Here is a 24,718-nt window from a genome sequence, read left to right as displayed (position 1 = left end):
TTTCTACTTTGTATATTTGTTTGCATAACTGCTAGCTGCAATGGAGTCAGGTTTTATTTTTGGATCAAAGCCTAATGATTCAATCCGCGCCATCATCTCATTGACATAGGTTCGTGTTTTATTTCGCTCGCCAGAACCGATATCGATATGACCCTCAACCATAAAGCTTGCTCCTTTATAAATGTTTGGGAGGATGATATTGATCAGTTTGTCGAGATGCTCGTTTGTGAAAAGTGAGGCCACTTCTTCCGTTAATGTCGTTTCATAGGATATTCGCTCGTGGAGGACCGTCATACACCTTGGAATTGTCTCTTTTCGAAAGCACGCCCAGGCTCCTTTGCCTATTCTTTGAATGACAATTCCGGTAATAAATAGAGTGCTGCTCTCATGTACTTGAGAATCTGTACCTAGCATGAGCTTGTAGTTGCCTCTCGGGTCACTCTGCAAAAATGAATAGATATGGGAGAAGACTTCACTGTAAGTCATCTGATTTTCGATTGAATTCTGAAACAGGATGGGTTTCAACATCACCAGCTCTTTTCAAGTGGAGTAGAAAAACAGGTTTTGAGAAAGACCATTTCTATATGAGGATGTTCAAAAAGTCACCAAAATGATAAGCGGCGAATCTCTTCGTTGGCTTGCTTTTGAAGAGCGTGTGCCCCTGCGTCTACAAGCCTATTCAAAGAAGTGAATTCCTCGGGGCAAGGCAGCCAAGAAGGATATTCTCTGAAGTGGCCTCGCTACTCACGTATCATGAGGCAGCAGTGGAACTTCTACTAAAACCGTGCACGTCCTGTGCACAACGTAGAAGTCAGCACGTCCTGTGCAAGTCCGTTCCTTGGAAAGAAAGACATTTTTCCTTCGTGCGATGCCGATTCGGGGAAGATTTCCTTAATGCTAAAACTACGCCACTTCGACCTTCTTGCGACGCAGAGGACGTGCTAGTGTCGACATTGCTCGCGTGTCGTGGCATTCTTGTCGACCTTCTAATTTGGCAACTTTTTGAACACTCACTACATTCTATTCATTTCCTTTTTCTACATGTGAAAAAACTAAAAATGACGAACTCCAAAAGGGAAGTTCGTCATTTTAATTAAAAAATAAATATCCAAATAAGGATAATGGTAATAGTGAATGTGATTGAATAAATGATGGTTAACAATCGAATGCTTGAGCTCTTTTCTTCGCTTTTTAAACTTGAAAGTTCTTCCTCGACTGATGTCTCTTCAGATTCTTCCCTTATCATATTTCTTGCCACTAAGATGGTACCAATTAAAGCAGCCAGGCAAACGACAATCACGATGATATAGTAGGTCGAATACATAGTTGCCCCTCTCCTTTTTGACTCTTAAATAAGATCGCCTATTAAGATTTTATCACTTTAATGAAAACATTTGAAAAGAACAAAAGCGCAAGCGCCCCGGTAGACACGACAAGCATAAGACGAGCGGCGCAGTGGAGTGGTTTTTTCTCCACGGAGGCGATTGACTTATGTCTCGAGTGTCTGGGCGCTGGAGCTGGATGTGGCTAACTTCATGTAAGCTTATCCACCGGCAAATTATTTATAATTTCCTGGCGACAAGAAAACCATGCTTTTCTACAAACAAGCATGGTCTCATCATTTTATTATGAGGGGGACGATTCACTTGAGACATCATCCGGTTTTGCTCTTTTTACAAAAAGAGTAATGATAAAGCCGATTAAAGCAACGGTGAAAGCTATGAAGTAGACTAGTTCAACTCCTGCAACGGTAGATTGCATGATCGCGTTCTCGGAAGTAGGATTTGTGGCGTTGGCCAGAAAACTTTCTTTTCTAGTTGTCATGATACTGATAAACACGGATACCCCGATCGCACCAGATACTGGCTGCAATGTATTCATAATTGCAGTTCCATGCGGATAGAGCTGTTTTGGAAGCTGATTCAGCCCATTCGTCTGAGCCGGCATCATAATCGCTGATACGGATAGCATTAACAGCATGTAGCTAATAACAATGACGTAAATCGGCGTCGTTGCCTCGACAAGGCTGAGTGAAAACATCGTGGCTGTTAAGACAGCGGCAGCCGGAATCATTAATTTTCTAGGACCAAATTTATCAAAAAGTTTTCCCATCACAGGGGACATTAGTCCGTTTAATAGGCTGCCTGGCAATAGAACCAGTCCTGCCGTGGCAGCTGTCAACGCAAGAGGACCTTGCATAAACATCGGTAAAATAATCTCGGACGAGAACATCGCCATCATCACAATAATAAATAACAGAAGAGCCAATGTGAACATTGGATACCTAAAGACACGGACATCGAGAAGTGGCTCTTCCAATTTTAACTGCCTGATTGTAAAAAAGGTCAAAGAAATAAGACCAACGATAATGAAGGTTAATACTTGCGGATCAAGAAACCCTGACTCCCCTTCACCGGCAAAGCTAAACCCAAGTACAACTCCACCGAATCCAACCGTTGAGAGTAAGATAGATAGAATATCCACCTTAGGCTTCGTGACTTCACCGACATTTTTCAAAAATTTGTAGGCAAAGGCCATGGAAAACAATGCAAATGGAATGACTGTAATAAATAGAAATCTCCAGCCTAAATGTTCCACTATAATTCCCGATAATGTCGGTCCAATTGCAGGTGCGAACATGATTACAAGGCCGATCATCCCCATGATCGCTCCACGGCGTTCAGGCGGAAAGATGAGTAAAAAGGTGTTAAAGATAATTGGTATTAACAGACCTGTGCCAACTGCTTGAATAAGACGTCCTGTAAGTAAGATAGAAAAGGTAGGTGCCAGCGCACAAATGACTGTTCCGATTGTAAATACTGTCATCGTCCCCATAAACATTTGCCTCGTAGTAAAGGTTTGCAGCAATAGGGCTGAAACTGGAATGAGAATACCCATCACAAGCATGAATCCAGTCACCATCCACTGTACGGTCGTGGCAGACAGGCTGAACTCTGCCATTAAGGTTGTTAAAGCAATGTTTAGTAATGTCTCATTTAAAATGGCGAAAAAAGCACCGATAATCAGCGAGATCATTACAGGTTTAACGCTGAAGTTTGGGTCATCAGCGAGAAATTCATATTTTGTAGTCGTCGTTCCTTCCATAGATATGCTCCTTTATTTAGGTTCCTAACAAAATACCATTATAACGGAAAGCGGCGACCAAAATATATATTTTTGCTTAATTATTTCTCGTTCCCTTAATAATGAAGTCGACTTGGTCCCGTGGGTGCTGTATTTCAATATAACGATCTTCCTGTTCCATCCAGTCAAGCCAGAAAGGGAGCGCCTCTTGTCCATCCCGTTCAAGTCCCCGCTTAAGTCGGACTTCTCGAGGGCAATCGACCCAGATTGTATAATCATAATAAGGGCGTAGATCATCACGTGTAGCATAACATCCTTCAACGACAACAACACCCGAAGCAGAAACATGGTGCCATTCCGCAAGCTCATCATGATCCCAGTCGTAACGTTGATATTCGGCGGGAGATCTTTCCGACAAAGGTTTGATCACTTGGTGCAGCACACGCTTCCAATCAAAATGTCCGCCAATGTCCGGCATCTCCTTGCGTTCGTGGGAAGGAAGGTAGAAGTCATCCATATGAATGACAATACCCTCTGTTGCGATCGATAAAATATGGTCGGCCAACGTGCTTTTGCCCGCACCGCCACAGCCATCAATCCCAACGAGTAAAAGATTCTTCTTATTATTTTTCAACCACTCCATCAGTCTACCTCCTGCTACATTTTTTCGGGTGCCTGAATACCGAGTAAACGCAGCCCCTCTTTGATTACGAGTGAAAAGCCGTGCACCAACGTTAAACGCGCATCCAGCTGATTATCCTGCAAAATTCGTGTACCCGCATAATACTTATTGAACATTTTTGCTGCATCAAGCAAATACCTCGCGATCTTCGATGGATCGTATTCCCTATAAGCCTTTTCAACAACATTAGGAAAATGACGCAACTGTTTTACTAAAGGCCATGCCAGTGAGTCATCAAGGGAAGCATCAGCTTTATCAAGCTCAAACCCGCCCTTATCAAGAATCGACTGGGCTCGCACATATGCATACTGCAGATATGGTGCCGTATCACCTTCAAACGTCAACATATCCTCAAGTGAAAACTCCACATCATTACGACGGTCATGTTTCAAATCATGAAAGATAACTGCACCAGCCCCGACCTGCTCCGCCACCAGATCCTTATCAGCCAAGCCAGGATTCTTCTCCTCAATATTCGCTCTTGCTCGCTCAATCGCCTCTTTTAGCACCTTTTCTAATAAAATCGTTTTGCCTCTCCTTGTCGACATTTTTGTACCATTCTGAAGCATCATCCCAAACGAAATATGTTTAATATCTTGGGCCCACGGCAGGTTTAGTTTCGTTAATACATGCTTGATCTGCTGGAAGTGGAGCGTCTGCTCGTGGCCAACCACATAGAGTGCCTCGTCAAATTGATAGCTGCGATAGCGATCAATGGCAGCGGTCAAATCACGTGTGGCATAAATCGTTGTCCCATTGCTTTTCTTAATTAAACAAGGAGGGAGACCCTCTTCATCTAAAGGTACCACCATAGCACCGTCCGATTCCGTTAATAATTGTCTCTCTTTTAATAAATCAACGGTTGCATCCATTTTGTCATTGTAATAGGCTTCCCCGCGCGTGAGATCGAACGAAATACCAAGCAGGTCATAGATCTTATTGAATTCTGTCAATGAGGCATCTTTAAACCACTTCCAAAGGTTAATGGCTTCAGGGTCATTCTGTTCAAGTTTCTTGAACCAATCACGGCCATTTTCGATGAGGGTAGGATCATGTTGTGATGCCCCATGGTACTTAACATACATCTTCGTTAGCTCAGGGAGTGGATTAGCACGGACTTGTTCCTCGTCCCCCCACTTTTTGTAGGCAGCAAGCAGCTTGCCAAACTGTGTACCATAATCACCTATATAGTTGATTTTTACTGTTTCATAGCCACATTTTTCCGCTAAGTTAGCAAGCGCATTACCGATGACAGTCGAGCGCAAGTGTCCCATAGAAAAGGGTTTAGCAATATTAGGTGCAGACATATCGAGCACAACGTTTTTGTTTGCTCCAAACTCATGAGAGCCATAGTCTGTGCCTGATGTTAACAGTTGTTTAAGCGTATGTTCAGTGACGAAGCGCTGATTGAGGAAGATGTTGATATACCCTCCGGTTGGTTGAACGCTCGCAAACAAATCATGTTTCAATCGCGGTGCAAGTTGATCAGCAATTTTGGCAGGGGACTGACGAAACGATTTGGCGAGTTGAAAACATGGGAACGCCAAATCGCCGAGTTTTTCTTGCTTAGGAATTTCAATGAGCGAGTACACCCAGTCGCGGCTGTACTCTTCTCCTAGTAGGTGGGATAGCTGTAAGGCAAGGACGTTTTTTTCCATAGTTAATTCCTCCTCTTAAATATAAAAAAACCTCGTCTCATTGAAGAGACGAGGTTTAGGCTCGCGGTACCACTCTTATAGCTGCAAGCAGCCACTTGAAGTTGATAACGGGGGTCATCCCCGGCGGGCTCCTACTATGTTTCGGAGCGGCTTCTCCAAAGTCCGGTTCACTCATGAGGAATCGGTCAGGCTCACACCATTCCTGACTCGCTAGGCGACTTCCTAAGAGTTACTCTCTTTATCGCTGAATTTAGGTATTGTTCAGATTATAGCGGAGTGCTACATGGATTGCAATGCTTTTTTCGAATAGTTGCTTTATACTATGGCACACTAAGGGAGCGAGGAGGATGATTATGGATTGGGATTGGATATGGAAAGCCGTTTTAATTATTGTTGTAGGCACCTTAATTTTAAGAATCGCAGGGAGAAAGTCAATTTCTCAAATGACGTTAGCCCAAACGGTGATTATGATTGGGATTGGTTCATTATTGATTCAGCCTGTGGCAGGAAGAAACGTTTGGACAACGTTTGGCGTCGGGGCAGTGCTTGTGCTTACACTAGTCGTTATCGAATATGGACAGGTAAAGATGAATTGGCTGGAAAAGTTTATTACTGGTGAGTCTGTGCCTATCATTAGGAATGGACAGCTCGATGAAAAAAATCTAAAAAAACTTCGGTTTACTGTGGATCAGCTTGAAATGAAACTAAGGCAGCAAAATGTTACGGCAATTAGTGATTTGAAATCGGCGACACTTGAACCGAATGGACAAGTCGGTTATGAACTGAAGGAAGATAACAAACCTGCAACTAAGCAGGACATAGAAGATATGAAGAAAGAAATTCTAAGCCTCAAGAATGCTTTAGGATCAAATGTCGGTGTTCAGGAGTCTCCTAAATCAAATAGCAATGATATTTTTAAAGAAGTAGAAGATAAGGGACGGAACCAAAATCCACCGCAACAGCTTCAGTAAACCCTTATTCAGACGACTTTCTACCTATATAAATATATGCTAGATGGATAGGTCAATTTTTCATTTGTACCTGCTCGGACAAGGCAAATTTATTGGAGATAAGAGTAAACAGACTAATAATCGTCCATTGAATCGGGGTAGGAATAGGTCGTATGCACTCAGTCTTTCCTTTTTAAAAAAATTCTTGCTTATACTAGTAAGTCGGCAAGTAAGATGTTGTCGATGTTCATAAACTTGCTCACCCCTATTGTAACGGTCGAAGGCACATTTCAGTGAAATATCGATTAAGACCTGCTACAATGGTAGTTAATCAATGAGGTGACAACTATGAGACAAATTCAAACGATCGATGAGGTTCAGAATGTCATTAATGAGGAGCTGCTTTCATTAGTTTATATTTCCAGCCGAGGCTGTTCAGTCTGCCATAGCCTGCTTCCACAGATTGAAAAACTACTTGAAGAGTATCCTCGTTTTACATCGATCCATGTGGACGTTAATGAAGTTAAAATGATTGCAGGGAGATACACGGTATTTACAGTGCCTGCCGTGATCGTCTTTTCTGAAGGAAAGGAACTGTTTCGCAAAGCACGTTTTGTGCCAATGGAGGAACTAAACCAGCAGTTAGCCAAATATAATCGATTTATACAAGAGTAAACACGATTACCCGAATGCTGCACATAGCATCGGGTCTTTTTTTGGTCAATTTCATTTTACTAATGTTCTATCACTTATAGCGGTTTGTGGGGTTTATCTGCAATTTTTCAAAAAAACAATCTCCATATACGCGCGTGAGACGTAATTATTTGCGATGAGAGAGGATGAATGACAAATAACTCTCCATGAAACCGCTTACGCTAACTAATTGGAGTATATAAGCATGACTTGCCTTTAAACCCTTGATATACATTTCGCAAGTGTTAGTATAAAAAACGTCATATTAAAGAGCGAACAAAAAACGTGAACGGGAGAGATTAACTCATATGATCAAACAAACGATTGCTTTTCTAGGTGCAGGATCCATGGCGGAAGCGATGATTTCTGGAATGGTTGAATCCGGGAACATTCCTGCAGAACAAATAATTGTTACGAATAGAAGTAATCAAGATCGTCTAAATGAGATTGAAAATAAATATGGTGTACGGACAGTTTTAAAAGATGAATTAAATTTTTCAGAAGTGGATCAATTTATTTTAGCTATGAAGCCAAAAGATATTGATGCGGTTCTTGAAGATTTAAGACATAAAATCACCCCAAATCAAGTGCTTGTATCTGTACTTGCAGGCATTTCTACTTCTTATATGGAAGAACGTTTGAATGATCAACAACAAGTCATTCGTGTGATGCCAAATACGTCAAGTATGCTTAGGGAATCAGCAACCGCTGTTTGCCCAGGGCATTTTACTGCGATGGATAATGTTCTCGTGGCTAAAGAATTATTGAAATCGATCGGTGAAGTGTTTGTGATTGAAGAAGATAAAATGGATGTTTTCACAGGAATTGCGGGAAGCGGACCGGCTTACTTCTATTATTTAATGGAACACATTGAGGAAACAGGAAGTGCTGAGGGCTTGGATCGTGAAACATTAAGAGAAATTGGTGCGCAAACACTGCTTGGAGCAGCGAAAATGATGTTAGAACAAGATATTACTCCATCCGAATTGCGTGAAAATGTCACTTCACCTAACGGAACAACAGCAGCAGGTCTTGATGCATTAAATCGTGCCGGTGGGGGAAAAGCCATCTCAGAAGCGATTAAAGGTGCTGCCAGCCGCTCAAAGGAAATGAGTAAAGAACTAGAAGGAATGCTAGTGGGACAAAAATAAATGAACGAGTCATCGACCCATATAGGTAGAACAACACGGAGAAATAGGAGTGATAAGTTGGTTAACGAAACAAATAAGAAACGCATAGTCATTAAAATTGGAAGTAGTTCATTAACAAGTCTTCACGGGGAAATCAGCCGACGCAAGCTAGAGAAGCTTGTCGATGAAGTTGTGCGCCTTAAAGATGATGGTCATGAAGTGCTTCTCGTATCTTCAGGAGCCGTTGCAGCAGGATATCGTAAACTTGGATGCTTATCACGTCCTGAGTCCTTACCAGAAAAGCAGGCCGCAGCTTCGATAGGCCAAGGATTGTTAATGGAATCATACTCCGACCTCTTTTTATCCCACGGGTATATGGGTTCGCAAATCCTCATTACACGCAGTGACTTCTCAGATGAAAACAGATATAATAACGCACGTAATACAATCAATGTACTCTTGGAACGCGGCATTATCCCGATTGTTAACGAAAATGATACAATCACGATCGATCGACTAAAATTTGGGGATAATGATACGTTATCCGCGAAAGTAGCGGGCCTTGTAGATGCGGATGATCTGATTATCCTATCAGATATAGATGGCCTTTATGATGCAGACCCACGAAAAGACGAAAATGCTCAACTACTTGATCGAGTTCACGAAATTACACCGGAAATTGAAGCCGCTGCTGGCGATCCGGGAAGTGAAGTAGGAACAGGCGGTATGAAGTCTAAAATTGATGCTTTTAAGATTGCGATGGCCTCAGGGATTTCCTCTTTCTTAGGGAAAGCTAGCACAGACGGAATCGTTTATAATGCCGTTTATGGCAAGGCGGTTGGCACTTACTTTGAGCCAACTTCAGAACAAGAGAATTTAAACCAGAAAAAGCAATGGATTGCGTTTAACTCTGGACCTGAAGGCGATGTTACAATCGATCACCGCGCTAGAGAAACGATCGTTGGTATGAAAGAAAGTCTCTTGCCAATGAATGTCCATCACGTAAGCGGCCGTTTCAAAAAAGGCGCCGTTGTCCGTATTCATGACTTGGAAGGTGAAGAAGTAGGTCTTGGTGTCGTCAATTATTCGTCAGAACAACTGAAAAAAATGATCGGCTTAACTGAACCAGAACTTGAATCCTATGAACTAGCAGCCATTGAAAGTAAAGATCTAGTTTGTCACTTAGAAGTTTCATTACCGGTAGGCGTTTAGGTAAAGTTTCAGTAGGAAGCTTTTACGGTTTCAAAAATATCGAGGAGGTCTTGGATGACACTAACAAAAAGCAATGTGAACGTTGAGGCACAAGCGATTGAAGCGAAAAAAGCATCAAAGAAACTAATGGTTCTTTCCACAGAGGAAAAGAATGAAGCACTCATCCACTTAGCAGATTTTCTAGAAAAAGAATACGAAACGATTTTAACAGCTAATGAAAAAGATCTTGAGAACGGCCGTGAAAAAGGATTTTCTGAAGCGTTTATGGATCGACTTTCTTTATCAAAAGAACGCGTGGAGGATTTTGCTAAAGGTTTGCGTGAAGTAGCTAAGCTTGATGATCCAACGGGCAACATTCTTTCTGATTGGACATTAGACAATGGTCTCCAAGTTGAAAAAGTAACCGTGCCCCTTGGTGTGATCGGTATGATTTACGAAGCGCGACCGAACGTAACCGTTGATGCGACAGGACTTGCCCTTAAGTCCGGGAATGCAATTATTCTTAAAGGTGGTTCTTCAGCCATCAACTCTAACCAGGCGATCGTTGAAGTCATGCACAAAGGTCTTGCTGAAACGAAGATTCCTAGCGAAGCGGTTCAATTCATTGCCAGCACAGACCGCGCTGCGACGAATCAACTTTTCACAATGAAAGAACATGTGGATGTCCTGATTCCACGTGGTGGTGGAAAGCTGATCCAGGCTGTTGTGGAAAACGCAACTGTCCCTGTGCTTGAAACAGGTGTCGGTAACTGCCACATTTATGTTGATCAAAATGCTGATGTGGAAAAAGCGATCAACATTTTGATTAATGCGAAGACGGACCGTCCTGCTGTATGTAATGCGGCTGAAACGCTCATCGTTCATAAGGACTGGCTTGAGCAAAACAGCGAAGCCTTAGTTGAAGCCCTGCAAAAAAATAACATTCATGTTCATGGCGATGAACATGTCATGACGGTTATTCCAGGAGCCGTGCTCGCTGGCGAAGAAGACTGGGCGAATGAATATCTAAGCACAGATATCGCTGTAAAATCAGTTGAGGACATTACCGAAGCGATCGCCCACATTGAAACGTATGGCACGAAGCATTCGGAAGCGATCGTAACTGAAGATAAAAAAGCCGCGCAAACCTTCTTGAATCTCGTTGATGCCGCAGCACTTTACCACAATGCATCAACACGTTTCACTGATGGCAGCGCCTTAGGCTTTGGAGCCGAAATCGGAATTTCAACTCAGAAATTGCATGCCCGTGGCCCAATGGGATTGCCAGCACTAACGACAATTAAATTCCTAATGAAGGGCGACGGCCAAATTCGATAAAGGTTTGGACTAAACGGAAGGGAAACGATAAGTTCCCTTCCGTTTTTATGTTTTGTTTGAGTTGGGCGATGGTGATTGTTCTCTAACGTCAAGGGATTGTTCTTTAACGATGAAGGATTGTTCTTTAACTCAACGTGATTGTTCACTTTCTCGAGAGGATTGTTCTCTAACTCCGATTGTTTGTTCCCTAAACGAAATCGAGAACATATTTTCGGTCTTTCGTCTGACCGGATTGCTGGGCACAAGTTTCTGAAAGCAACTTCCAGGCAACTTTTCTGGAAGATAAACAAGCAAACCTTCTAAATTCAGAATTGGTAATCTCATCAGCAATTAATAGCTGGTAATCCCGTAGCGTTTTCAAGTGAGCATCCCCAGATTTAAATCCGCACGTCAAACAGCACCAGTGATCACGCTTTCGAGACATGGGATAAGTGCGGCATTTCGAACATTGCACGCCCATGATCAGGTCATCAACCGTGAGATCGAAGCGTTCAAGAATTGATCCTCCTCGATAAGGGGTATTTTCTTTTTGGAGGAGATAAACCAATTCGTTTAATTGTTCCGGTGCCAACATGCTCTGACTGAATTGGGCTCTTGTGGTTTCGATCATGGTATACAGTTTTTTAGCACGGACGATTCGGTGCTTTAATCGTAGAGGATCACGGCCGTGGGTTTTAATAATTGTGTTGGGGTTTGCTACGACGACGAAGGATTGGATGGGCAGGGCGGGGAAGTTAAACTGATCGAGCCAGCGTTCAAGCTGAATCTCCTGGTGCTCGACTTGTAAGAAGGGATCGGCGAAAATATCTTTTGGACCATTGTGTTCGCGAAAAAGCTGGTTATGTTCAAAGTCGAAAATGAGTTTTCCTTTATAGTTCTTCACCTCAAGAATGAGGAGGAATTCGGTACAGATGATCAATGCATCGATTTGAAAATACTGGATTCCATCAAAGAGACGAAGGTCTTGAATAACGTGGTAACGGTCGTGAGGAAGGTATTTGAGGTAGTGGTCGGCAGTGGATTCCCCGAAGTGGCCGGCCGACTGTTTTAAAAACTGTGCTTCGACGTCGCTTCGTTTAAAATGAGCCGGGAGCAAGCGATTAAGTAATGTCTCAAGTTGGCTGTGTGTCAACGTTTTGGTTCGTTTTTTCAAAAAATCACTCCTATAAGATTTGTCAGGAAAATCCTTCAATGGTTTGATGATGCAATCTGTGTTGTAAAAAGGGGGTTGCTAGAGGATAAAATTGTGACGGAGAGTTTGAGGGGTGATCCCGCGAGTGATGGCAATTTTATTGGAAGGTTCGCTGGAACATGATGAGAATTCTGACGTTGATTTGCTTTAGGAAAGGGGAGCCCGAAAGCTTACGAACTTTCGGGCTTATCTCTTTTATTCTTCTTTATCAACAGGGATCCAATTTGGAACACTTAGGATATTTGTCCACATCGGTTCAGGAATAAGAAGATCCTCTTTTTGCGTTAACTTCATCGCTTTACGGATGTCTTTATTGTTTTCAACTTTTTCTACCCAGTCCGGCTCTACTAGTAGCTCGCGGCCAAGGGAGACAAGTGGAACAGTCGCTAACGATTTCTCAATATCCTCTGGAGTAATAAGGGATCCCACACCCATAACTGGGATACTATTCCCGACACGTTCCTGTATCAGTTCGATCACAGGGGTGGCAGCACTTTTATCTCTCATCGAGCTTTGGTTAAATTGAGACAGGGAGATATGCAAATAGTCCAACCCTTGTCCGGCAAGTACATCAACAAACTGTAAGGTATCGTCGATTGTAATGCCTGGCTCTTCTCTTTCCTCCGGGGAGAGACGGTAGCCGATGATAAATGGTTCTGTAGCACGATTGGCTACGGTCGATTTGACCGTTTCAATCACAGCCAGCGGGAAATTCATGCGTTCACGAACATTGCCGCCCCATTGATCTCCGCGGCGATTGGAGTGTGGTGAAAAGAACTGCTGCAGCAAATAGGTGTTTGCCCCATGAATTTCTACTCCATCAAAACCTGCTTCAATTGCACGACGTGTCGCTTCACCGAAATCGAGAATGGTCTGCTGAATTTCTTCCTCCGTCATTTCGCGCGGGGTTTTTGCATTTTCTCGTTCGGCCGGAACTGCACTCGCACTGACAATGTCTTCATTAGGCACAAGGTGAGGAGGGCACATCCGTCCACCGTGATAAATTTGCAAAATGGCCTTGGCTCCTTTTTCATGAATCCCGTCAGCTAACATACTTAATCCGGCGGTGAGTTCATCACGATCCACACCGATCTCACCTTCGAAGCCTTTCCCGTGGGCATTCACGTTTGCGCAAGCTGTAATTACTGCACCAACACCGCCAGAACGACGCATATAATAATCTAGTTCTTTCCTTGAAACGGATCCATCTTCATTGGAAAGAAAGTTTGTCATTGGTGCCATAAGCACGCGATTTTTTAATTCGACACCTGATGGTAATGTATAGTTGTCAAAAATTATTGAGGGTTTACTCATGTTCTTCATCTCCTTGGTCAATTGTGGAATGCATGATTCCTTCAGTGAACATGAACAGTCTATCACGGTTGGAAAAGAGATGTCTTACAAAATGACTTGTTATACACTATGTGTTTGACCATACTGTAATATTTTTCATGTTATACTTATAAAAGGTTATAATGAAAAAGGGAGTGGGCGTGGCATGGATAGGCGAGTATTAGAAGCCCAGGATATAAAGATTCACTCGTTCGAAAACTTCGATGATGCAGCTACACATATTTTACATTTAATGAGTCAATTTATTGGCATTAATACACTTTTTATTGCGAAGAATGATGGCGCAACAAATCATATTCTCAAAGTCTATAATCAGGCCGATGAATTGGTAACGGAGGGGAGCTCTTTACCCTTTGAGGACACCTTCTGCAAACTTAGTGTGACACATGGCATGGAACCTTTAACCATATCAAATATTGCTGACCATGAATTAACGAGGGAGTTAAACGTAACGAAAGATTTAGGCGGAGGAAGCTTCATCGGTATTCCGATCTACTTGAATAATGGAAATAATTACGGGACAATCTGCGGTCTGGACAAGCAGCCTTTTGAATACTCTGAGGAGCATTTAGAGTTGTTCCAAGTCATGGCATCACTGATTACATATGTATTAGAGCTTGAGTTTGCCAACGATCAAATAGAAGAATTATCCTCACCCCTTGTACCTATCACAGAAGGCGTAGGTGTTTTACCGATACTAGGCCATATAACAGAGGGACGTACGGAGAACATGCTTCAATCAGTTTTAGCAAAGAGTCAGAAATACGATCTTGATCATCTGGTTATCGATTTATCTGGTGTTTTAGATATAGATCAAACCGTTCATTCATTTTTACAAAAGCTTGTGTATTTACTTAATGTGGTAGGGATTGAAACGATTTTAACCGGGATAGGACCCGAATTATCAAAAAAGGCTGTGGAATTTAATATTACATTTGAAGGTGTTAAAAGAAAAGCAAATCTAGAAGGGGCTTTAGCTGATATTGGCTTTGTACTACAGAAGAAATAAAACTACGGTTATGCATAGTTTCGAAAGGAATCTGTATATTTTTATAGTGAAAATCCAGACTAAGAACTTTCTTTAAATAAAAGTTCTTAGTCTGGGTTTACTAGTTCTGTGTAGACAACGAGGCGGTCTACATAACTCCCCGTCTCATAGTTAAAAGCGCCCGTACACGTTATCAAGTTCAGTTGATTGTTGCTCGTATAGCCAAAAATAACTTCCAATGGCGCGTGAGCCGGATCGTAGGATTGTTTAGAGGTCACGCGGAACTCTAATTTCCTTCCATCTTTCCCTGTTACAAATATCCTGTCATCCTTCTCTAATTTTTTTAAAAAATAAAAGGCACCAGGTCCAGCTTTGCCATCGACATGTCCGGCCATGACGGCATTGCCGCTTTCGCCAGGTTTAGCGCCGTGTTTGTACCACCCGATTGTATGAATGTTACTAGGTACACCCATTTCCCCATTCTCAAGATGTCCCACATTTTCAACGGGCGCCTCTATATTGATAGCGGGGATGGCGATGGAAACAGGTTTCACTCCTGAAAATGTTTGAAAGGATGTTGTTTCAGGACTATATTCAGGGACTTCAACTGTGGATGCTTTTAAACTAGGCATGGGTTTATCACTATGTGTACGATAGGGGATGAAGTCATCAGATGCAAGGTTAGGTGCAGCTATGGCTGTGCTCCCGCTTATGGTGCAGATTAATAGAATAAAGTATAGGATAAAGCCTTTTTTTAGAAAATAATCCATTGCCTATCAACCTCCGTATGTATGTTAAGGGAGCTGTCCAGCTTTCAGACAACTCCTTAACAAAAATGCTTTTAATGTTTATTGTTGACTAGCTGTTCGTTTGCGGACAACGAATAGAGAGGTGAGAAGTAGAAGCGGCAGTCCCCATAGGACCCAGTTCATGCTTCCGTTATCACTCATACCGCCCATACCTGTTTCAGGCATTTCAGGCATTCCCGCAAATTTCTCTGGGAACTGTGTAACTATAGCAGAGCTGAATAGTTTAGCAGCACCATACATATGTGCATATCCTTCACGTGCTGTGTTCCATGTTTCAGTATAATCTTCAGCGACATAGCTATCAAATGCACCAATTAGTTGATTTACGTGTGTTTGCAGAGCTGCAGCTAGACCATCAGCTGGTACGCCGCCTTCTGTAGCTGTAGCCATGAATTCAGAGAAATTCTTACGGTAATCATCTAAATTGTTCAGAGCTTCCTCCTTCGCTGCTTCATCATTATTTGCAGTAGCGTTTACATAGTCAACAAAATAACCAATGTGTTCACTCCAGAAAGCCTTGAATTGTTGCCCAGATTCTTCACCATAAACGGAAGCAATGGCTTGGGATAGCTCTTCCGTATTTTGTGTAAGAACACTTACGTTAGCTTTAAATTCTGGATCCCCATCAATTCCGTTCTGCATCGCTTGCTGTGCAAGGGCGAAATGTTCAGAAAGCAGGAAGTTCAAGTCACTGCGTAAGTTCGCAGCATTTGTTACAGCTTTCGTGTTTTCAAACTTCTCAGGGAACTGATTTACAATTGCCTTTGACAATCCTTTACTTGTCATGAACAAATGTTCCATTGCATCACTTTGCGTCATAAATGCTTTATCGTAATCTTCAGCAACATAAGCATCAAATGCGGTAATTAATTGATTTACATGGGTTTGCAGGCCGCTTGCAAGTGCCTCAGCAGGAATAGCTCCTTCTGTTGCACCAGAAATAAATGTGGAGAAATCCTGTCTATATTGATCAAGTTCATCTAATGCTGCTTGCTTAGCTTCTTCATCTCCGGCAGCAGTAGCTTTTACATAATCAACGAAATAACCAATGTGGCTGCTCCATAAATCATTAAATTTTTGCCCAGCTTCTTCGCCATAAACAGAAGCAATAGCGTTGGTGAGGTCTTCAGTATTTCCTTTTAGGGCTTCGGAAACTGCTTTAAAATCCTCCTCACCATTTGCTGCTTTTCTCATTGTCGTAATTGCAAGGTAGGCATGCTCAGAGAACATTCGATCAAGATCTGCTCTCAGTTCAACAGCTGGGGTTTCAACTGTCGGCATGGCTGGCTGACTATAATCAGCAAATGCGAGTCCACTAGGTACTAATAATGAGGCACTTAACGGGATGGCGAGTAACGCTTTTTTAAAATTCATCAATAATTCCTCCTAAGATAAGTTTCCCTTTTGATGTCTGATATGTAGGTGAATCTGTTAGGGTGATGCTGATTGACGTGGGACTTTTTCAAAGACACCTCCCCGAAATAATTTTAAATGTTATCCGTTTACATTTTGGATATACCCACCCACGTTTCTCTTAAACAATTACTCTCCAAAATTATGCATCAAAAGATTTGAAAAACTGTTGATTGTTACGGATTTGTGACGAAAAAATAGTTATATAGACTTATTTTGTTAAAATCTATAACAAAGCGTAAAAAGATTGAGATAACAATAATTTAGGCTAAAAATAAACGTGCAATTTCTCTTACACAAGAAAAATATCGGCCATAACAATGCATGGCCTAAATTTCTACAATCTTTTTATAGATTTTTAGATGATAATTATTAAAAACAAGTTTGAGGATTATTCTTAGGGGTAAAGCATTAGGGTAAAGGAAAAGTAAGCACGGATTCCATTGCTTACTATGAATTTGCATCTATTACTTATTTGGAAAGAGAGGGTATTATGTCTGATAAAAACAATCGTAAACGGATGACAACCAACCAAGGTGTACCTATTTCTGACAACCAAAATTCTAAAACAGCAGGTAGAAATGGTCCTATTCTTATGGAAGACTACCAAATGATAGAGAAGATCGCCCATTTTGATCGTGAGCGAATTCCTGAACGTGTCGTTCATGCTCGTGGTGCAGGAGCGCACGGCGTCTTTGTAACGAAGAATAGTATGAAGAAATATACAAAAGCCGAATTTCTACAGGAAGAGGGAAAAGAAACACCCGTTTTCACCCGTTTTTCAACTGTCATTCACGGAAAACATTCTCCAGAAACAGCGCGTGATCCTCGTGGTTTTTCTGTTAAATTCTACACAGATGAAGGGAACTATGATTTCGTTGGGAACACGCTTCCAATATTCTTTATTCGTGATGCCATTAAATTCCCTGATGTGATTCATTCCTTAAAACCGAATCCGGTGACAAACGTTCAAGATCCTGCACGATATTGGGACTTTATGTCCTTGTCACCCGAATCAACGAACATGATGCTTCATTTATTTACAGATGAAGGAATTCCGGCGACGTACCGCAATATGCGTGGTTCAAGTGTCCATTCCTTCAAGTGGTATAACGAGCAAGGAGAAACGTTCTATATTAAACTTCGCTGGGTAACGAAGCAAGGGATTAAAAACTTAACTCCCGATGCAGCTCAGGAGGTACAAGGTAAAGACTTTAACCATGCAACCGTGGATTTGTATAATGCCATTGAAGAAGGAGATTATCCAGAATGGGATCTGTATGTTCAGGTTCTTCGTCCTGACGAATTGGATGACTTTGACTTTAATCCTCTTGATGCGACGAAGGACTGGTTGGAAGAGGATGTACCGTGGGAGTTTGTTGGCACAATGACATTAAATAAAAATGTCGATAACTTCTTTGAAGAGACAGAGCAAGTTGGCTTTAACCCAGGTGTACTCGTACCTGGTATGATGCCTTCTGAAGACCAACTGCTCCAAGGTCGTTTATTCTCATATTCTGATACGCAGCGTCACCGTGTTGGACCAAACTACCAGCAACTGCCTATTAATCGACCGAAAGTTGATGTGAGTAATAATCAACAGGAAGGTTTCATGGCACGGAATACCGGAATCAGCCATACAAACTATGAACCTAACAGTGCCGAGGGTGAACCAGCACCTGTCGAAGGGTATGAAGAGCCTGCCCAGCCGTTAAGCGGTGAAATCGAGCGTTCCATCATTGATAAACCCAACTACTACGGTCAAGCTGGACGTATTTATAGAAGCTACGACCAGGACAAGAAGGATGCATTAGTCCGAAACCTTCTTGGTGATTTTGACCAGATTAAAGACCGTAACATCGTAGGTCGAGCGATCGCTAACTTTTATCAGGCTGATGAAAGCTTAGGTAAATTGCTCGCTGAAAAGTCTAAGATCGATTTAGATGAATATGTAGGGCGGACAGTCTAACGTTGTTAACCTTGCTTCCTTACCCGGGGGCAGGGTTTCTTTTTGTTTAAATGAAAAGATCGTTGTATCTATTTGTCATGTTACAACGGCATTTGATTTAAAAGATTCAACATTTTCCAAAGAATAAAAAGGCTGATCAATTCATTGAAAAGCTTCCCACTCATATGAAGAAGCAGCTAGGAATCTGAGAATGCTTATATTTGAGTCCTCGTAAGAGATAGTTGAGGAATTCAAGTGGTTGATGCCTAGTTATTCACAAGATGGGTTGATCTGCTATATCCAACCCGCTAAAAGCCATGTTAACCTAGGTTTCTACCGAGGTGCAGAACTTACAGATAAAGGAAGGCTTGCTTGAAGGAGAAGGGAAAAGGATGCGTCATATAAGAGTAAAGAAAGAAGTGGATATTCGGCCAGACTTGTACATCGCTTTGTTACAGGAAGCCATGGCATTAAATAATAAATAAAATAGACCCCAGCTTCATTTTTAGTGTTACATTGACAATTATAGAATCCCGTGGAACCTAAAGTCTGTTGTGCAGTAGCTAAAGGGGTAATGTCGGCTACCACATCAAATAAACCTCATTAAACACGGTGAGAAACAATGAGGATTCTACAAAAGCTTTCTATGGATAGTATCAGTTATTTACTCCATTATTTTGTGTTATTCAAAGCTTTACTCCTTTTTAAAAACTTTTTCTATAAGGTAGTGTTTAGCATTATTTCAGGTGGGTATGGGTTCTGTACGTAGGAAAGTTCCCATATGAAAGCCAGTAATAATAGCACAACCAGGAAATCGGCTTCGAAGATATCATTTTTTGACAAGGAGTGTTTTTTTAATGAAAGACCTTTATCCTTCAAGAAAAAATAACAGGCCGGAGATTATGAAACGAAAGGATCCTGTGATTCACACAGATCGATCCAAAGATAGTCTAGCCCCTATTTCAGAGGAACAGCTTGATTTCTATGAGGAAAATGGCTTTTTACAAATTGAGAATTTCTTCTCTAAACAGGAAGTATCTGAAATGCAGAAAGGTATTTTCGAACTTCAGGATTCCAGTGGGGGTGTGAGTTCAGACAAAGTGATTCGTGAGCCTCAAAGTGATGAAATTAGATCGATTTTTCACGTTCATCAGGATGACGACTACTTTAATAAAGTAGCAAACGATCAACGTCTGCTTGATATCGTAAACCATCTTCTTGGAAGTGATGTTTATATTCATCAATCCCGAATCAATTATAAACCAGGTTTCACAGGAAAAGAGTTTGATTGGCATTCTGATTTTGAAACATGGCATGTAGAGGACGGAATGCCGCGGATGAGAGGGGTCAGTTTATCAATTGCCTTGTCCGATAACTATACATTCAACGGGCCTTTAATGCTAATACCTGGGTCCCATAACTACTATGTCAGCTGCGTAGGGGAAACACCGGACAACAACTATAAGGAATCCTTGAAAAAACAAAAGCTTGGAATTCCCGATCATGATAGCTTGAGATGGCTTGCTGATCAAGGCGGCGGCATTTCCGTACCAACGGGAGCAGCAGGCTCTATCACTTTATTTGAAAGTAATACCATGCACGGGTCAAACGGCAATATTACACCGTATAGCCGTAATAACTTATTCATGGTTTATAATAGCGTGGAAAACCAACTTGTTGAGCCATATTCAGGAGGGAAGAAACGTCCCGAATTCATTGCTGTACGAGATGGTGTACCAACATTAAGCAGTAGTAAATAAGATTCAAGCGCTTGGGAACTTTCCTAATAATGAAGTTACTGGCTATAAAATGGGCTGTTTCAAAACGGAGTAACCTTCCTTTTGAAACAGCTTTTTTATTATCTAATATCACTGGACTACTATGGAAAAATTTTTCAGTGAACTATTTTTTTATAAAGTTAATCAGTTTCAAATTGAGTAATAAAATAATGATGAGGAAAGGGTAGATTAGTCCAGAGTACCAAATATGCCATTGATCACTATGATAGAAAATCCCATTCCACAAAAGTAAAAATTCGTAAGCCACTGAGAAGATTGACCAAGCTAATATGTATATGATTTTTGTAACTAATCCCTTAGTGTTTGGGAAAAAGTTTACAACAAGTATGTTTACTACTGGATATATACCAAAAATGAAGATAAGCGTCTCAAAGTCTGCCCCTTTGTCAAAATAGCCATATAGATTATATTTAAGATCAAGGTAAGTGTCTACAATAAGTTGGAAAGAGATGGTGAAAAGAACTGTGCCATAGATGTCTATCCATGTCACTCTTTTACGGACAAAAATAGCTGTTAAATGGAATATAGCTACAGTTATAAGTAAAAAGGTCATTTTATCCCCCCCTTTTTTAGCTTGAACAGTCCATTTATATCCGGTTTTAGAGGAAATGCTGATGTTCCTTGTATGTGAGACCGATATGAAGCGTGAGAAGGAGACTAAATGATGTTGGGAAATACGATGAAGCAACAGGGTATAGATGATAGTTATTCAGTTTCCCCTCCTTGAGGATAGGGTTAACCTGAAAATTAGCTGATAGCGCGTAAATGCTAGTAGGCTGTAGGGTGGTATCTAAGTGTGTGTGAGATGAAGGAAAACAGGTATCTCGCGCTAATAACCCAAACAAATAATGATTCCATGTTAGGACTTTTAGTGATAACCAAAGTTAGGGAGGCTGTTTAAGCCCCTTATTTCTAGGTCTTATATCTATCTAACTCAGTACCTACAGCTTTCAATACATCTAGCTTGAGTTGTTTTTTTTGCTCTAGTATGTCCTTGCTATACCCTGCCTGTAGCTGACTCATGGCTTTTGATATATCCTCTAGGTCGGCGTAGGCTTCTTGTCCTAACGCCTGTAGGTCAGTGACTTTGTTATGCTCCATAGGTATTCAGCTCCTTAAACTTTAGTCCTGCTGTATTATGCCCAGATTTAGAATGATTATGCACAGAAGGAGTGCAGTTTTGAGAGTTCCTTCACCTGTTCATCCTATAATAGGTAGTAATCTTAACAGGCTTCCGAAATGCAGTGGATCATCACAACTCAATAACTAAACAACGGTCTGCATTTGTGAAAATTTTGATCGAAGGCAGCCAACGACTGATATTGATGCTTTCATTGGGAAATTATATAGCTATTTTGCTTCCAACAAAGCTGATGCGATTCATTCCTTTGAGTAGCGCCTTTCTTCTTGTATTCTTATGATATAAAGGTAACTTTTTCTTAGGGTAGGATGGGATATAATGAGCGAATTAAAGGGATTTAAGAAATTTTACTTTATTTTCAATCTTTTTATTCTCGCCGTTGCAATGGGTGTTATTGTTGTATATACAATGAATGATTTTGAAACAAGCAATGGGGTATTTTACATGTTAATCGGTTTGATCATTGCTTGCGGAAGCATAGTTCGCCTTTACAAACTAGTTAAATCTTAGTCAAAGCATACTTATTTTTGTTTCAGGTAAAATAAGTTATACTATTCGAAGAGTTACTATTAGTGGCTTTACACTAAACAGGGCATTAAGCAGTTAATCATACAGTTGAAACAGTATCTCTCAAGTGTAGACAAGATACGAATGAGAGTTATTTTTTATGCTTACATAATCGGATAAACAGAGTTTATTGTGAAATAGGAAGTGGTTCTTGTGGCAAAAGCAGAACATGATATCAAAGGTGAAACCGGGTATACACCAAAGGATAAAACCTTTTGGATGGCCATAGTGGCGCTAACGATCGCCTCCTTCATGACTTTCTCCAATATATACATGGTGCAGCCGATTCTACCTCAATTTGTTGAAGAGTTTGATGTGAACGCAACTGTATCTAGCTTGCTGTTATCTTTAACGATTTTTTCTTTGATTTTAGGTTTATTATTTTTTGGGCTCATGTCTGATAGATGGGGAAGAGTAGCCTTAATGAAAGGAACGATTCTTCTTTCCATTATCCCGTTGCTGATTATCCCTTTTTTAGAGTCTTTTACAATGATTTTAATTTTACGTTTTATCCAGGGCTTTTTTGCTGCCGGACTTCCTGCAGCTGCGATTGCTTATATCGGCGAAGAGTTTGAACAGCGAAGTGTTCGGATAGGGATCTCATTTTATATTGCCAGTAATGCTGTTGGCGGCATGTTTGGCAGGGTATTTGTAGGTTACCTGACAGAGCAGACTTCCTGGCAAACAGCCATATGGTTCTTGTTTGCAATAGAAACAGTCTTTTTCTTAACATTTTTATTTTTATTACCAAAATCTAAACGTTTCGAACCTAGCCAACTGCCAGTTAAAGAAGATCTATCGATGATGTTTGTTCACTTAAAAAATAGGAATCTCATTCCAGCTTTTTATATGGGTGTTGTGATTCAGTTGGCGTTTACAGGGGTTTGGACCTATTTGCCGTTTTATTTAATGGGTGAGCCTTATTACTTGTCAATTGGGACTATTACGGTAGCTTATTTTGCTTACGGGATGGGGCTGGTCGGTTCACCTCTTGCCAGTAAGTTGTCTCTTACCTTTGATTTAAGTAAGATTATTATGATTAGTGCAGCGGTGATGCTGACAGGTATAGCCGTAACGATATTACCGGCTGTGTCACTAGTATATACTGGACTCATACTCATGTGTCTAGGCTTCTTCGTGATTCATTCGATGATGGCATGGCTGGTTAATCAGCAGGCAACTCATCACAAGGGAGGGGCTTCAAGCCTTTACCTCGTTAGCTATTACGTTGGAGTCTCAGGAGGTGGCACGATTACAGGCCTTTTATGGAGTCGTTGGGGCTGGATAGGAGTGATTTCACTCGCTGTTCTAGTTCTTCCTGGTGTGTGGTGGGGAAAAAGAACCTATCTTAACACCAATTAATATCAGGCAAAAATCAATGAAGTTCACCCTGGCAGGGGGGACTTTTTTTGTGCAGAAGTTACGTTATTCTACCAGATTGGAGTTATTTCACTCATGAGAAGGAGAGACTGTTTTAATCGGAAGAGCAGGGGGAGTGTAACCAATCCTATATACCACTATATACATATGTCCGTTCAGTTTGGTTAAGCTATAAACCTGAATGTTAAAGTAATCTTAACGGTGAAAAATTACTTCCTGGTGGTGTTAATAATTATGGATCAAAAGAATAACGGACGGCTCTCCTCCTCTGAACTAGCAAGTCTTTGGACTCAATTTATGAGTGACAGTATGTCTATTTGTTTTGTAAACCACTCATTAGAATATGTAAAGGATAAAGATGTTCGTAATATTCTTGAATTTGCATTAGGTTTATCTCAATCCCATATTGATAAAATAACTGCTTTTCTAAAAGAAGATGGGTATCCCGTACCTAAGGGTTTTACCAAAGAAGATGTAAATGTAAACGCCCCTCCGTTATTCTCGGATTCTTTATTATTGGTTTATATGTATGTCATGACCCTCCATGGCTTAACTGGCTATGCAGGTTCTCTCGGAAATTCAGTGCGGGCAGATCAGAGAAGCTATTTTACTCAGTGTAATTCTGAAACAATGGAACTATATGACCGAATATTAAGTGTGATGTTAGATAAAGGAATTTTCAGTAAGCCTCCAAACATTCCCGCTCCAGACGGGATTGATTTTGTGAAAAGTCAAAGTTACTTAACGGGATGGTTTGGTAAACGTAGGCCTTTGAATGCAACAGAAATAACCGGGCTCTATTTTAATAATCAAAAGACGATAGTCAAAGTTGTATTAGAAATTGCATTCAGTCAAGTCGCTCAATCTAAAGAACTCCGCAAATATTTTCAAAGAGGGGCAACTCTTTGTAAAAAACAGGTGAAGATATTAAACAATATTCTATCGGAAGAAAATCTGCCTGTACCAAAGAGATGGGAATCGGAAGTTTCTAATTCCATTGTACCACCTTTTTCAGATAAGCTTATGTTGTATCATGTTGTAATATTAGTGTCTGCGGCAATGGGATTTTATGGAGCTGGTTTGTCCGTCGTCCAAAGAAGGGATTTAGCTCTCCAATATGGAAGATTGATAACGGATATTGGCAAGTATGCCGAGGATGGCGCAAATCTTTTGATCAAGCACGGCTGGATGGAACAGCCGCCTATGGCTCCTGACCGTTCAGCCTTGGCTAAAAAGAATGTTAATGATTAATACAAAACCATCAATTGTTGCTATTATCAAACCCTCAGTTCCTTGAACTGGGGGTTTAATAATTCAAGGAAAATGAATGAACATTCACCGTTTGGCTTGAATTTTCAGAATTGTCGATATAAAATGGAAAATACATACTAGATGGTATGTT

23 protein-coding genes and 1 other annotated feature are annotated in these 24,718 nt (G+C 41.1%); of the genes, 12 read left to right on the top strand and 11 right to left on the bottom strand.

Going from position 1 to position 24,718, the window contains the following annotated elements; all coding sequences use genetic code 11:
• Window positions 1-3 precede the first annotated feature (3 nt).
• The 5 genes from MUO15_RS08460 to argS all read right to left on the bottom strand — a co-directional run bounded on the left by MUO15_RS08460 (window position 4) and on the right by argS (window position 5,424).
• A complete protein-coding gene (locus tag MUO15_RS08460; protein ID WP_245035118.1) occupies window positions 4-528 on the bottom strand; it encodes a ribonuclease H-like YkuK family protein in 525 nt (174 codons plus the stop codon).
• A gap of 565 nt (window positions 529-1,093) precedes the next feature.
• Window positions 1,094-1,324, bottom strand: a complete 231-nt coding sequence (locus MUO15_RS08455; protein WP_245035117.1) for a hypothetical protein — start codon at window positions 1,322-1,324, stop codon at window positions 1,094-1,096.
• Window positions 1,325-1,626: 302 nt separating this feature from the next.
• The gene (locus MUO15_RS08450) at window positions 1,627-3,105 is read right to left on the bottom strand and encodes an MDR family MFS transporter (protein WP_245035116.1); all 1,479 of its coding nucleotides are present in this window, start codon (window positions 3,103-3,105) and stop codon (window positions 1,627-1,629) included.
• A 76-nt stretch (window positions 3,106-3,181) separates the two neighbouring features.
• Window positions 3,182-3,727, bottom strand: coding sequence for a uridine kinase family protein (locus MUO15_RS08445; protein WP_245035115.1), 546 nt, complete (start codon window positions 3,725-3,727; stop codon window positions 3,182-3,184).
• A 14-nt stretch (window positions 3,728-3,741) separates the two neighbouring features.
• Window positions 3,742-5,424 carry an arginine--tRNA ligase gene (gene argS, locus MUO15_RS08440; protein WP_245035114.1) on the bottom strand — a complete coding sequence of 561 codons (1,683 nt, stop codon included), beginning with the start codon at window positions 5,422-5,424 and terminating at the stop codon, window positions 3,742-3,744.
• A 41-nt stretch (window positions 5,425-5,465) separates the two neighbouring features.
• Window positions 5,466-5,678, bottom strand: a binding site (T-box leader).
• A 99-nt stretch (window positions 5,679-5,777) separates the two neighbouring features.
• Between argS and MUO15_RS08435 the strand changes: the two genes are divergently transcribed.
• The 5 genes from MUO15_RS08435 to MUO15_RS08415 all read left to right on the top strand — a co-directional run bounded on the left by MUO15_RS08435 (window position 5,778) and on the right by MUO15_RS08415 (window position 10,726).
• Entirely contained in the window at window positions 5,778-6,395 is a 618-nt protein-coding gene (locus MUO15_RS08435) for a DUF421 domain-containing protein (protein WP_245035113.1), read from the top strand.
• Window positions 6,396-6,722: 327 nt separating this feature from the next.
• Window positions 6,723-7,049: a thioredoxin family protein gene (locus MUO15_RS08430; RefSeq protein ID WP_245035112.1), complete on the top strand. Its 327-nt coding sequence runs from the start codon at window positions 6,723-6,725 to the stop codon at window positions 7,047-7,049.
• A gap of 326 nt (window positions 7,050-7,375) precedes the next feature.
• Entirely contained in the window at window positions 7,376-8,218 is an 843-nt protein-coding gene (gene proC, locus MUO15_RS08425; RefSeq protein WP_245035111.1) for a pyrroline-5-carboxylate reductase, read from the top strand.
• Between the two features lie 57 nt (window positions 8,219-8,275).
• Entirely contained in the window at window positions 8,276-9,409 is a 1,134-nt protein-coding gene (proB, locus tag MUO15_RS08420; protein WP_245035110.1) for a glutamate 5-kinase, read from the top strand.
• A gap of 54 nt (window positions 9,410-9,463) precedes the next feature.
• Window positions 9,464-10,726, top strand: coding sequence for a glutamate-5-semialdehyde dehydrogenase (locus MUO15_RS08415; protein ID WP_245035109.1), 1,263 nt, complete (start codon window positions 9,464-9,466; stop codon window positions 10,724-10,726).
• A 187-nt stretch (window positions 10,727-10,913) separates the two neighbouring features.
• Here MUO15_RS08415 and MUO15_RS08410 read toward each other — a convergent pair whose 3' ends face one another.
• Together MUO15_RS08410 and MUO15_RS08405 are read right to left on the bottom strand one after the other, a co-directional pair.
• The gene (locus MUO15_RS08410) at window positions 10,914-11,879 is read right to left on the bottom strand and encodes a nuclease-related domain-containing protein (protein WP_245035108.1); all 966 of its coding nucleotides are present in this window, start codon (window positions 11,877-11,879) and stop codon (window positions 10,914-10,916) included.
• A 234-nt stretch (window positions 11,880-12,113) separates the two neighbouring features.
• Window positions 12,114-13,232, bottom strand: coding sequence for an NADH-dependent flavin oxidoreductase (locus tag MUO15_RS08405; protein ID WP_245035107.1), 1,119 nt, complete (start codon window positions 13,230-13,232; stop codon window positions 12,114-12,116).
• Window positions 13,233-13,416: 184 nt separating this feature from the next.
• On the opposite strand from MUO15_RS08405, the gene MUO15_RS08400 reads away from it, so the two are divergent.
• The gene (locus MUO15_RS08400) at window positions 13,417-14,280 is read left to right on the top strand and encodes a GAF domain-containing protein (RefSeq protein WP_245035106.1); all 864 of its coding nucleotides are present in this window, start codon (window positions 13,417-13,419) and stop codon (window positions 14,278-14,280) included.
• 86 nt (window positions 14,281-14,366) lie between these two features.
• Here the strand turns inward: MUO15_RS08400 and MUO15_RS08395 are convergent, their stop codons facing one another.
• Together MUO15_RS08395 and MUO15_RS08390 are read right to left on the bottom strand one after the other, a co-directional pair.
• The gene (locus MUO15_RS08395; RefSeq protein WP_245035105.1) at window positions 14,367-15,029 is read right to left on the bottom strand and encodes a class F sortase; all 663 of its coding nucleotides are present in this window, start codon (window positions 15,027-15,029) and stop codon (window positions 14,367-14,369) included.
• Between the two features lie 78 nt (window positions 15,030-15,107).
• Entirely contained in the window at window positions 15,108-16,442 is a 1,335-nt protein-coding gene (locus tag MUO15_RS08390; RefSeq protein WP_245035104.1) for a copper amine oxidase, read from the bottom strand.
• A 532-nt stretch (window positions 16,443-16,974) separates the two neighbouring features.
• Here MUO15_RS08390 and MUO15_RS08385 point away from each other — a divergent pair.
• From MUO15_RS08385 to thpD, 3 genes are all read left to right on the top strand, one after another.
• Window positions 16,975-18,450 carry a catalase gene (locus MUO15_RS08385; protein WP_245035103.1) on the top strand — a complete coding sequence of 492 codons (1,476 nt, stop codon included), beginning with the start codon at window positions 16,975-16,977 and terminating at the stop codon, window positions 18,448-18,450.
• A 217-nt stretch (window positions 18,451-18,667) separates the two neighbouring features.
• A complete protein-coding gene (locus MUO15_RS08380; protein WP_396266347.1) occupies window positions 18,668-18,805 on the top strand; it encodes a DUF1801 domain-containing protein in 138 nt (45 codons plus the stop codon).
• A gap of 481 nt (window positions 18,806-19,286) precedes the next feature.
• On the top strand, window positions 19,287-20,189 hold the full coding sequence (thpD, locus tag MUO15_RS08375) for an ectoine hydroxylase (protein WP_245035102.1): 903 nt from the start codon (window positions 19,287-19,289) through the stop codon (window positions 20,187-20,189).
• Between the two features lie 142 nt (window positions 20,190-20,331).
• On the opposite strand, the gene MUO15_RS08370 is transcribed toward thpD, so the two are convergent.
• Both MUO15_RS08370 and MUO15_RS08365 read right to left on the bottom strand, forming a co-directional pair.
• A complete protein-coding gene (locus MUO15_RS08370; RefSeq protein ID WP_245035101.1) occupies window positions 20,332-20,781 on the bottom strand; it encodes a CBO0543 family protein in 450 nt (149 codons plus the stop codon).
• Between the two features lie 359 nt (window positions 20,782-21,140).
• The gene (locus MUO15_RS08365; protein WP_244752098.1) at window positions 21,141-21,329 is read right to left on the bottom strand and encodes a hypothetical protein; all 189 of its coding nucleotides are present in this window, start codon (window positions 21,327-21,329) and stop codon (window positions 21,141-21,143) included.
• Window positions 21,330-21,687: 358 nt separating this feature from the next.
• On the opposite strand from MUO15_RS08365, the gene MUO15_RS08360 reads away from it, so the two are divergent.
• The 3 genes from MUO15_RS08360 (at window position 21,688) to MUO15_RS08350 (ending at window position 24,567) form a co-directional block, all read left to right on the top strand.
• On the top strand, window positions 21,688-21,879 hold the full coding sequence (locus MUO15_RS08360) for a hypothetical protein (protein WP_245035100.1): 192 nt from the start codon (window positions 21,688-21,690) through the stop codon (window positions 21,877-21,879).
• Between the two features lie 210 nt (window positions 21,880-22,089).
• The gene (locus MUO15_RS08355; protein ID WP_245035099.1) at window positions 22,090-23,298 is read left to right on the top strand and encodes an MFS transporter; all 1,209 of its coding nucleotides are present in this window, start codon (window positions 22,090-22,092) and stop codon (window positions 23,296-23,298) included.
• 252 nt (window positions 23,299-23,550) lie between these two features.
• Window positions 23,551-24,567 (top strand): DUF3231 family protein, encoded by a 1,017-nt coding sequence (locus MUO15_RS08350; RefSeq protein ID WP_245035097.1) that lies wholly within the window; start codon window positions 23,551-23,553, stop codon window positions 24,565-24,567.
• Window positions 24,568-24,718 lie beyond the last annotated feature (151 nt).

This window comes from Halobacillus amylolyticus, assembly GCF_022921115.1.
Lineage (GTDB): Bacteria > Bacillota > Bacilli > Bacillales > Halobacillaceae > Halobacillus_A > Halobacillus_A amylolyticus.
This window is presented reverse-complemented; position numbering and strand designations above follow the sequence as displayed.

Excerpts from the sequence above, each read along its gene's own strand:
- MUO15_RS08460 (WP_245035118.1), bottom strand. The coding sequence starts at position 528 with ATGTTGAAACCCATCCTGTTTCAGAATTCAATCGAAAATCAGATGACT.
- MUO15_RS08455 (WP_245035117.1), bottom strand. The coding sequence starts at position 1,324 with ATGTATTCGACCTACTATATCATCGTGATTGTCGTTTGCCTGGCTGCT.
- MUO15_RS08450 (WP_245035116.1), bottom strand. The coding sequence starts at position 3,105 with ATGGAAGGAACGACGACTACAAAATATGAATTTCTCGCTGATGACCCA.
- MUO15_RS08445 (WP_245035115.1), bottom strand. The coding sequence starts at position 3,727 with ATGGAGTGGTTGAAAAATAATAAGAAGAATCTTTTACTCGTTGGGATT.
- argS (WP_245035114.1), bottom strand. The coding sequence starts at position 5,424 with ATGGAAAAAAACGTCCTTGCCTTACAGCTATCCCACCTACTAGGAGAA.
- MUO15_RS08435 (WP_245035113.1), top strand. The coding sequence starts at position 5,778 with ATGGATTGGGATTGGATATGGAAAGCCGTTTTAATTATTGTTGTAGGC.
- MUO15_RS08430 (WP_245035112.1), top strand. The coding sequence starts at position 6,723 with ATGAGACAAATTCAAACGATCGATGAGGTTCAGAATGTCATTAATGAG.
- proC (WP_245035111.1), top strand. The coding sequence starts at position 7,376 with ATGATCAAACAAACGATTGCTTTTCTAGGTGCAGGATCCATGGCGGAA.
- MUO15_RS08415 (WP_245035109.1), top strand. The coding sequence starts at position 9,464 with ATGACACTAACAAAAAGCAATGTGAACGTTGAGGCACAAGCGATTGAA.
- MUO15_RS08405 (WP_245035107.1), bottom strand. The coding sequence starts at position 13,232 with ATGAGTAAACCCTCAATAATTTTTGACAACTATACATTACCATCAGGT.
- MUO15_RS08400 (WP_245035106.1), top strand. The coding sequence starts at position 13,417 with ATGGATAGGCGAGTATTAGAAGCCCAGGATATAAAGATTCACTCGTTC.
- MUO15_RS08395 (WP_245035105.1), bottom strand. The coding sequence starts at position 15,029 with ATGGATTATTTTCTAAAAAAAGGCTTTATCCTATACTTTATTCTATTA.
- MUO15_RS08390 (WP_245035104.1), bottom strand. The coding sequence starts at position 16,442 with ATGAATTTTAAAAAAGCGTTACTCGCCATCCCGTTAAGTGCCTCATTA.
- MUO15_RS08385 (WP_245035103.1), top strand. The coding sequence starts at position 16,975 with ATGTCTGATAAAAACAATCGTAAACGGATGACAACCAACCAAGGTGTA.
- thpD (WP_245035102.1), top strand. The coding sequence starts at position 19,287 with ATGAAAGACCTTTATCCTTCAAGAAAAAATAACAGGCCGGAGATTATG.
- MUO15_RS08370 (WP_245035101.1), bottom strand. The coding sequence starts at position 20,781 with ATGACCTTTTTACTTATAACTGTAGCTATATTCCATTTAACAGCTATT.
- MUO15_RS08365 (WP_244752098.1), bottom strand. The coding sequence starts at position 21,329 with ATGGAGCATAACAAAGTCACTGACCTACAGGCGTTAGGACAAGAAGCC.
- MUO15_RS08360 (WP_245035100.1), top strand. The coding sequence starts at position 21,688 with ATGAGCGAATTAAAGGGATTTAAGAAATTTTACTTTATTTTCAATCTT.
- MUO15_RS08350 (WP_245035097.1), top strand. The coding sequence starts at position 23,551 with ATGGATCAAAAGAATAACGGACGGCTCTCCTCCTCTGAACTAGCAAGT.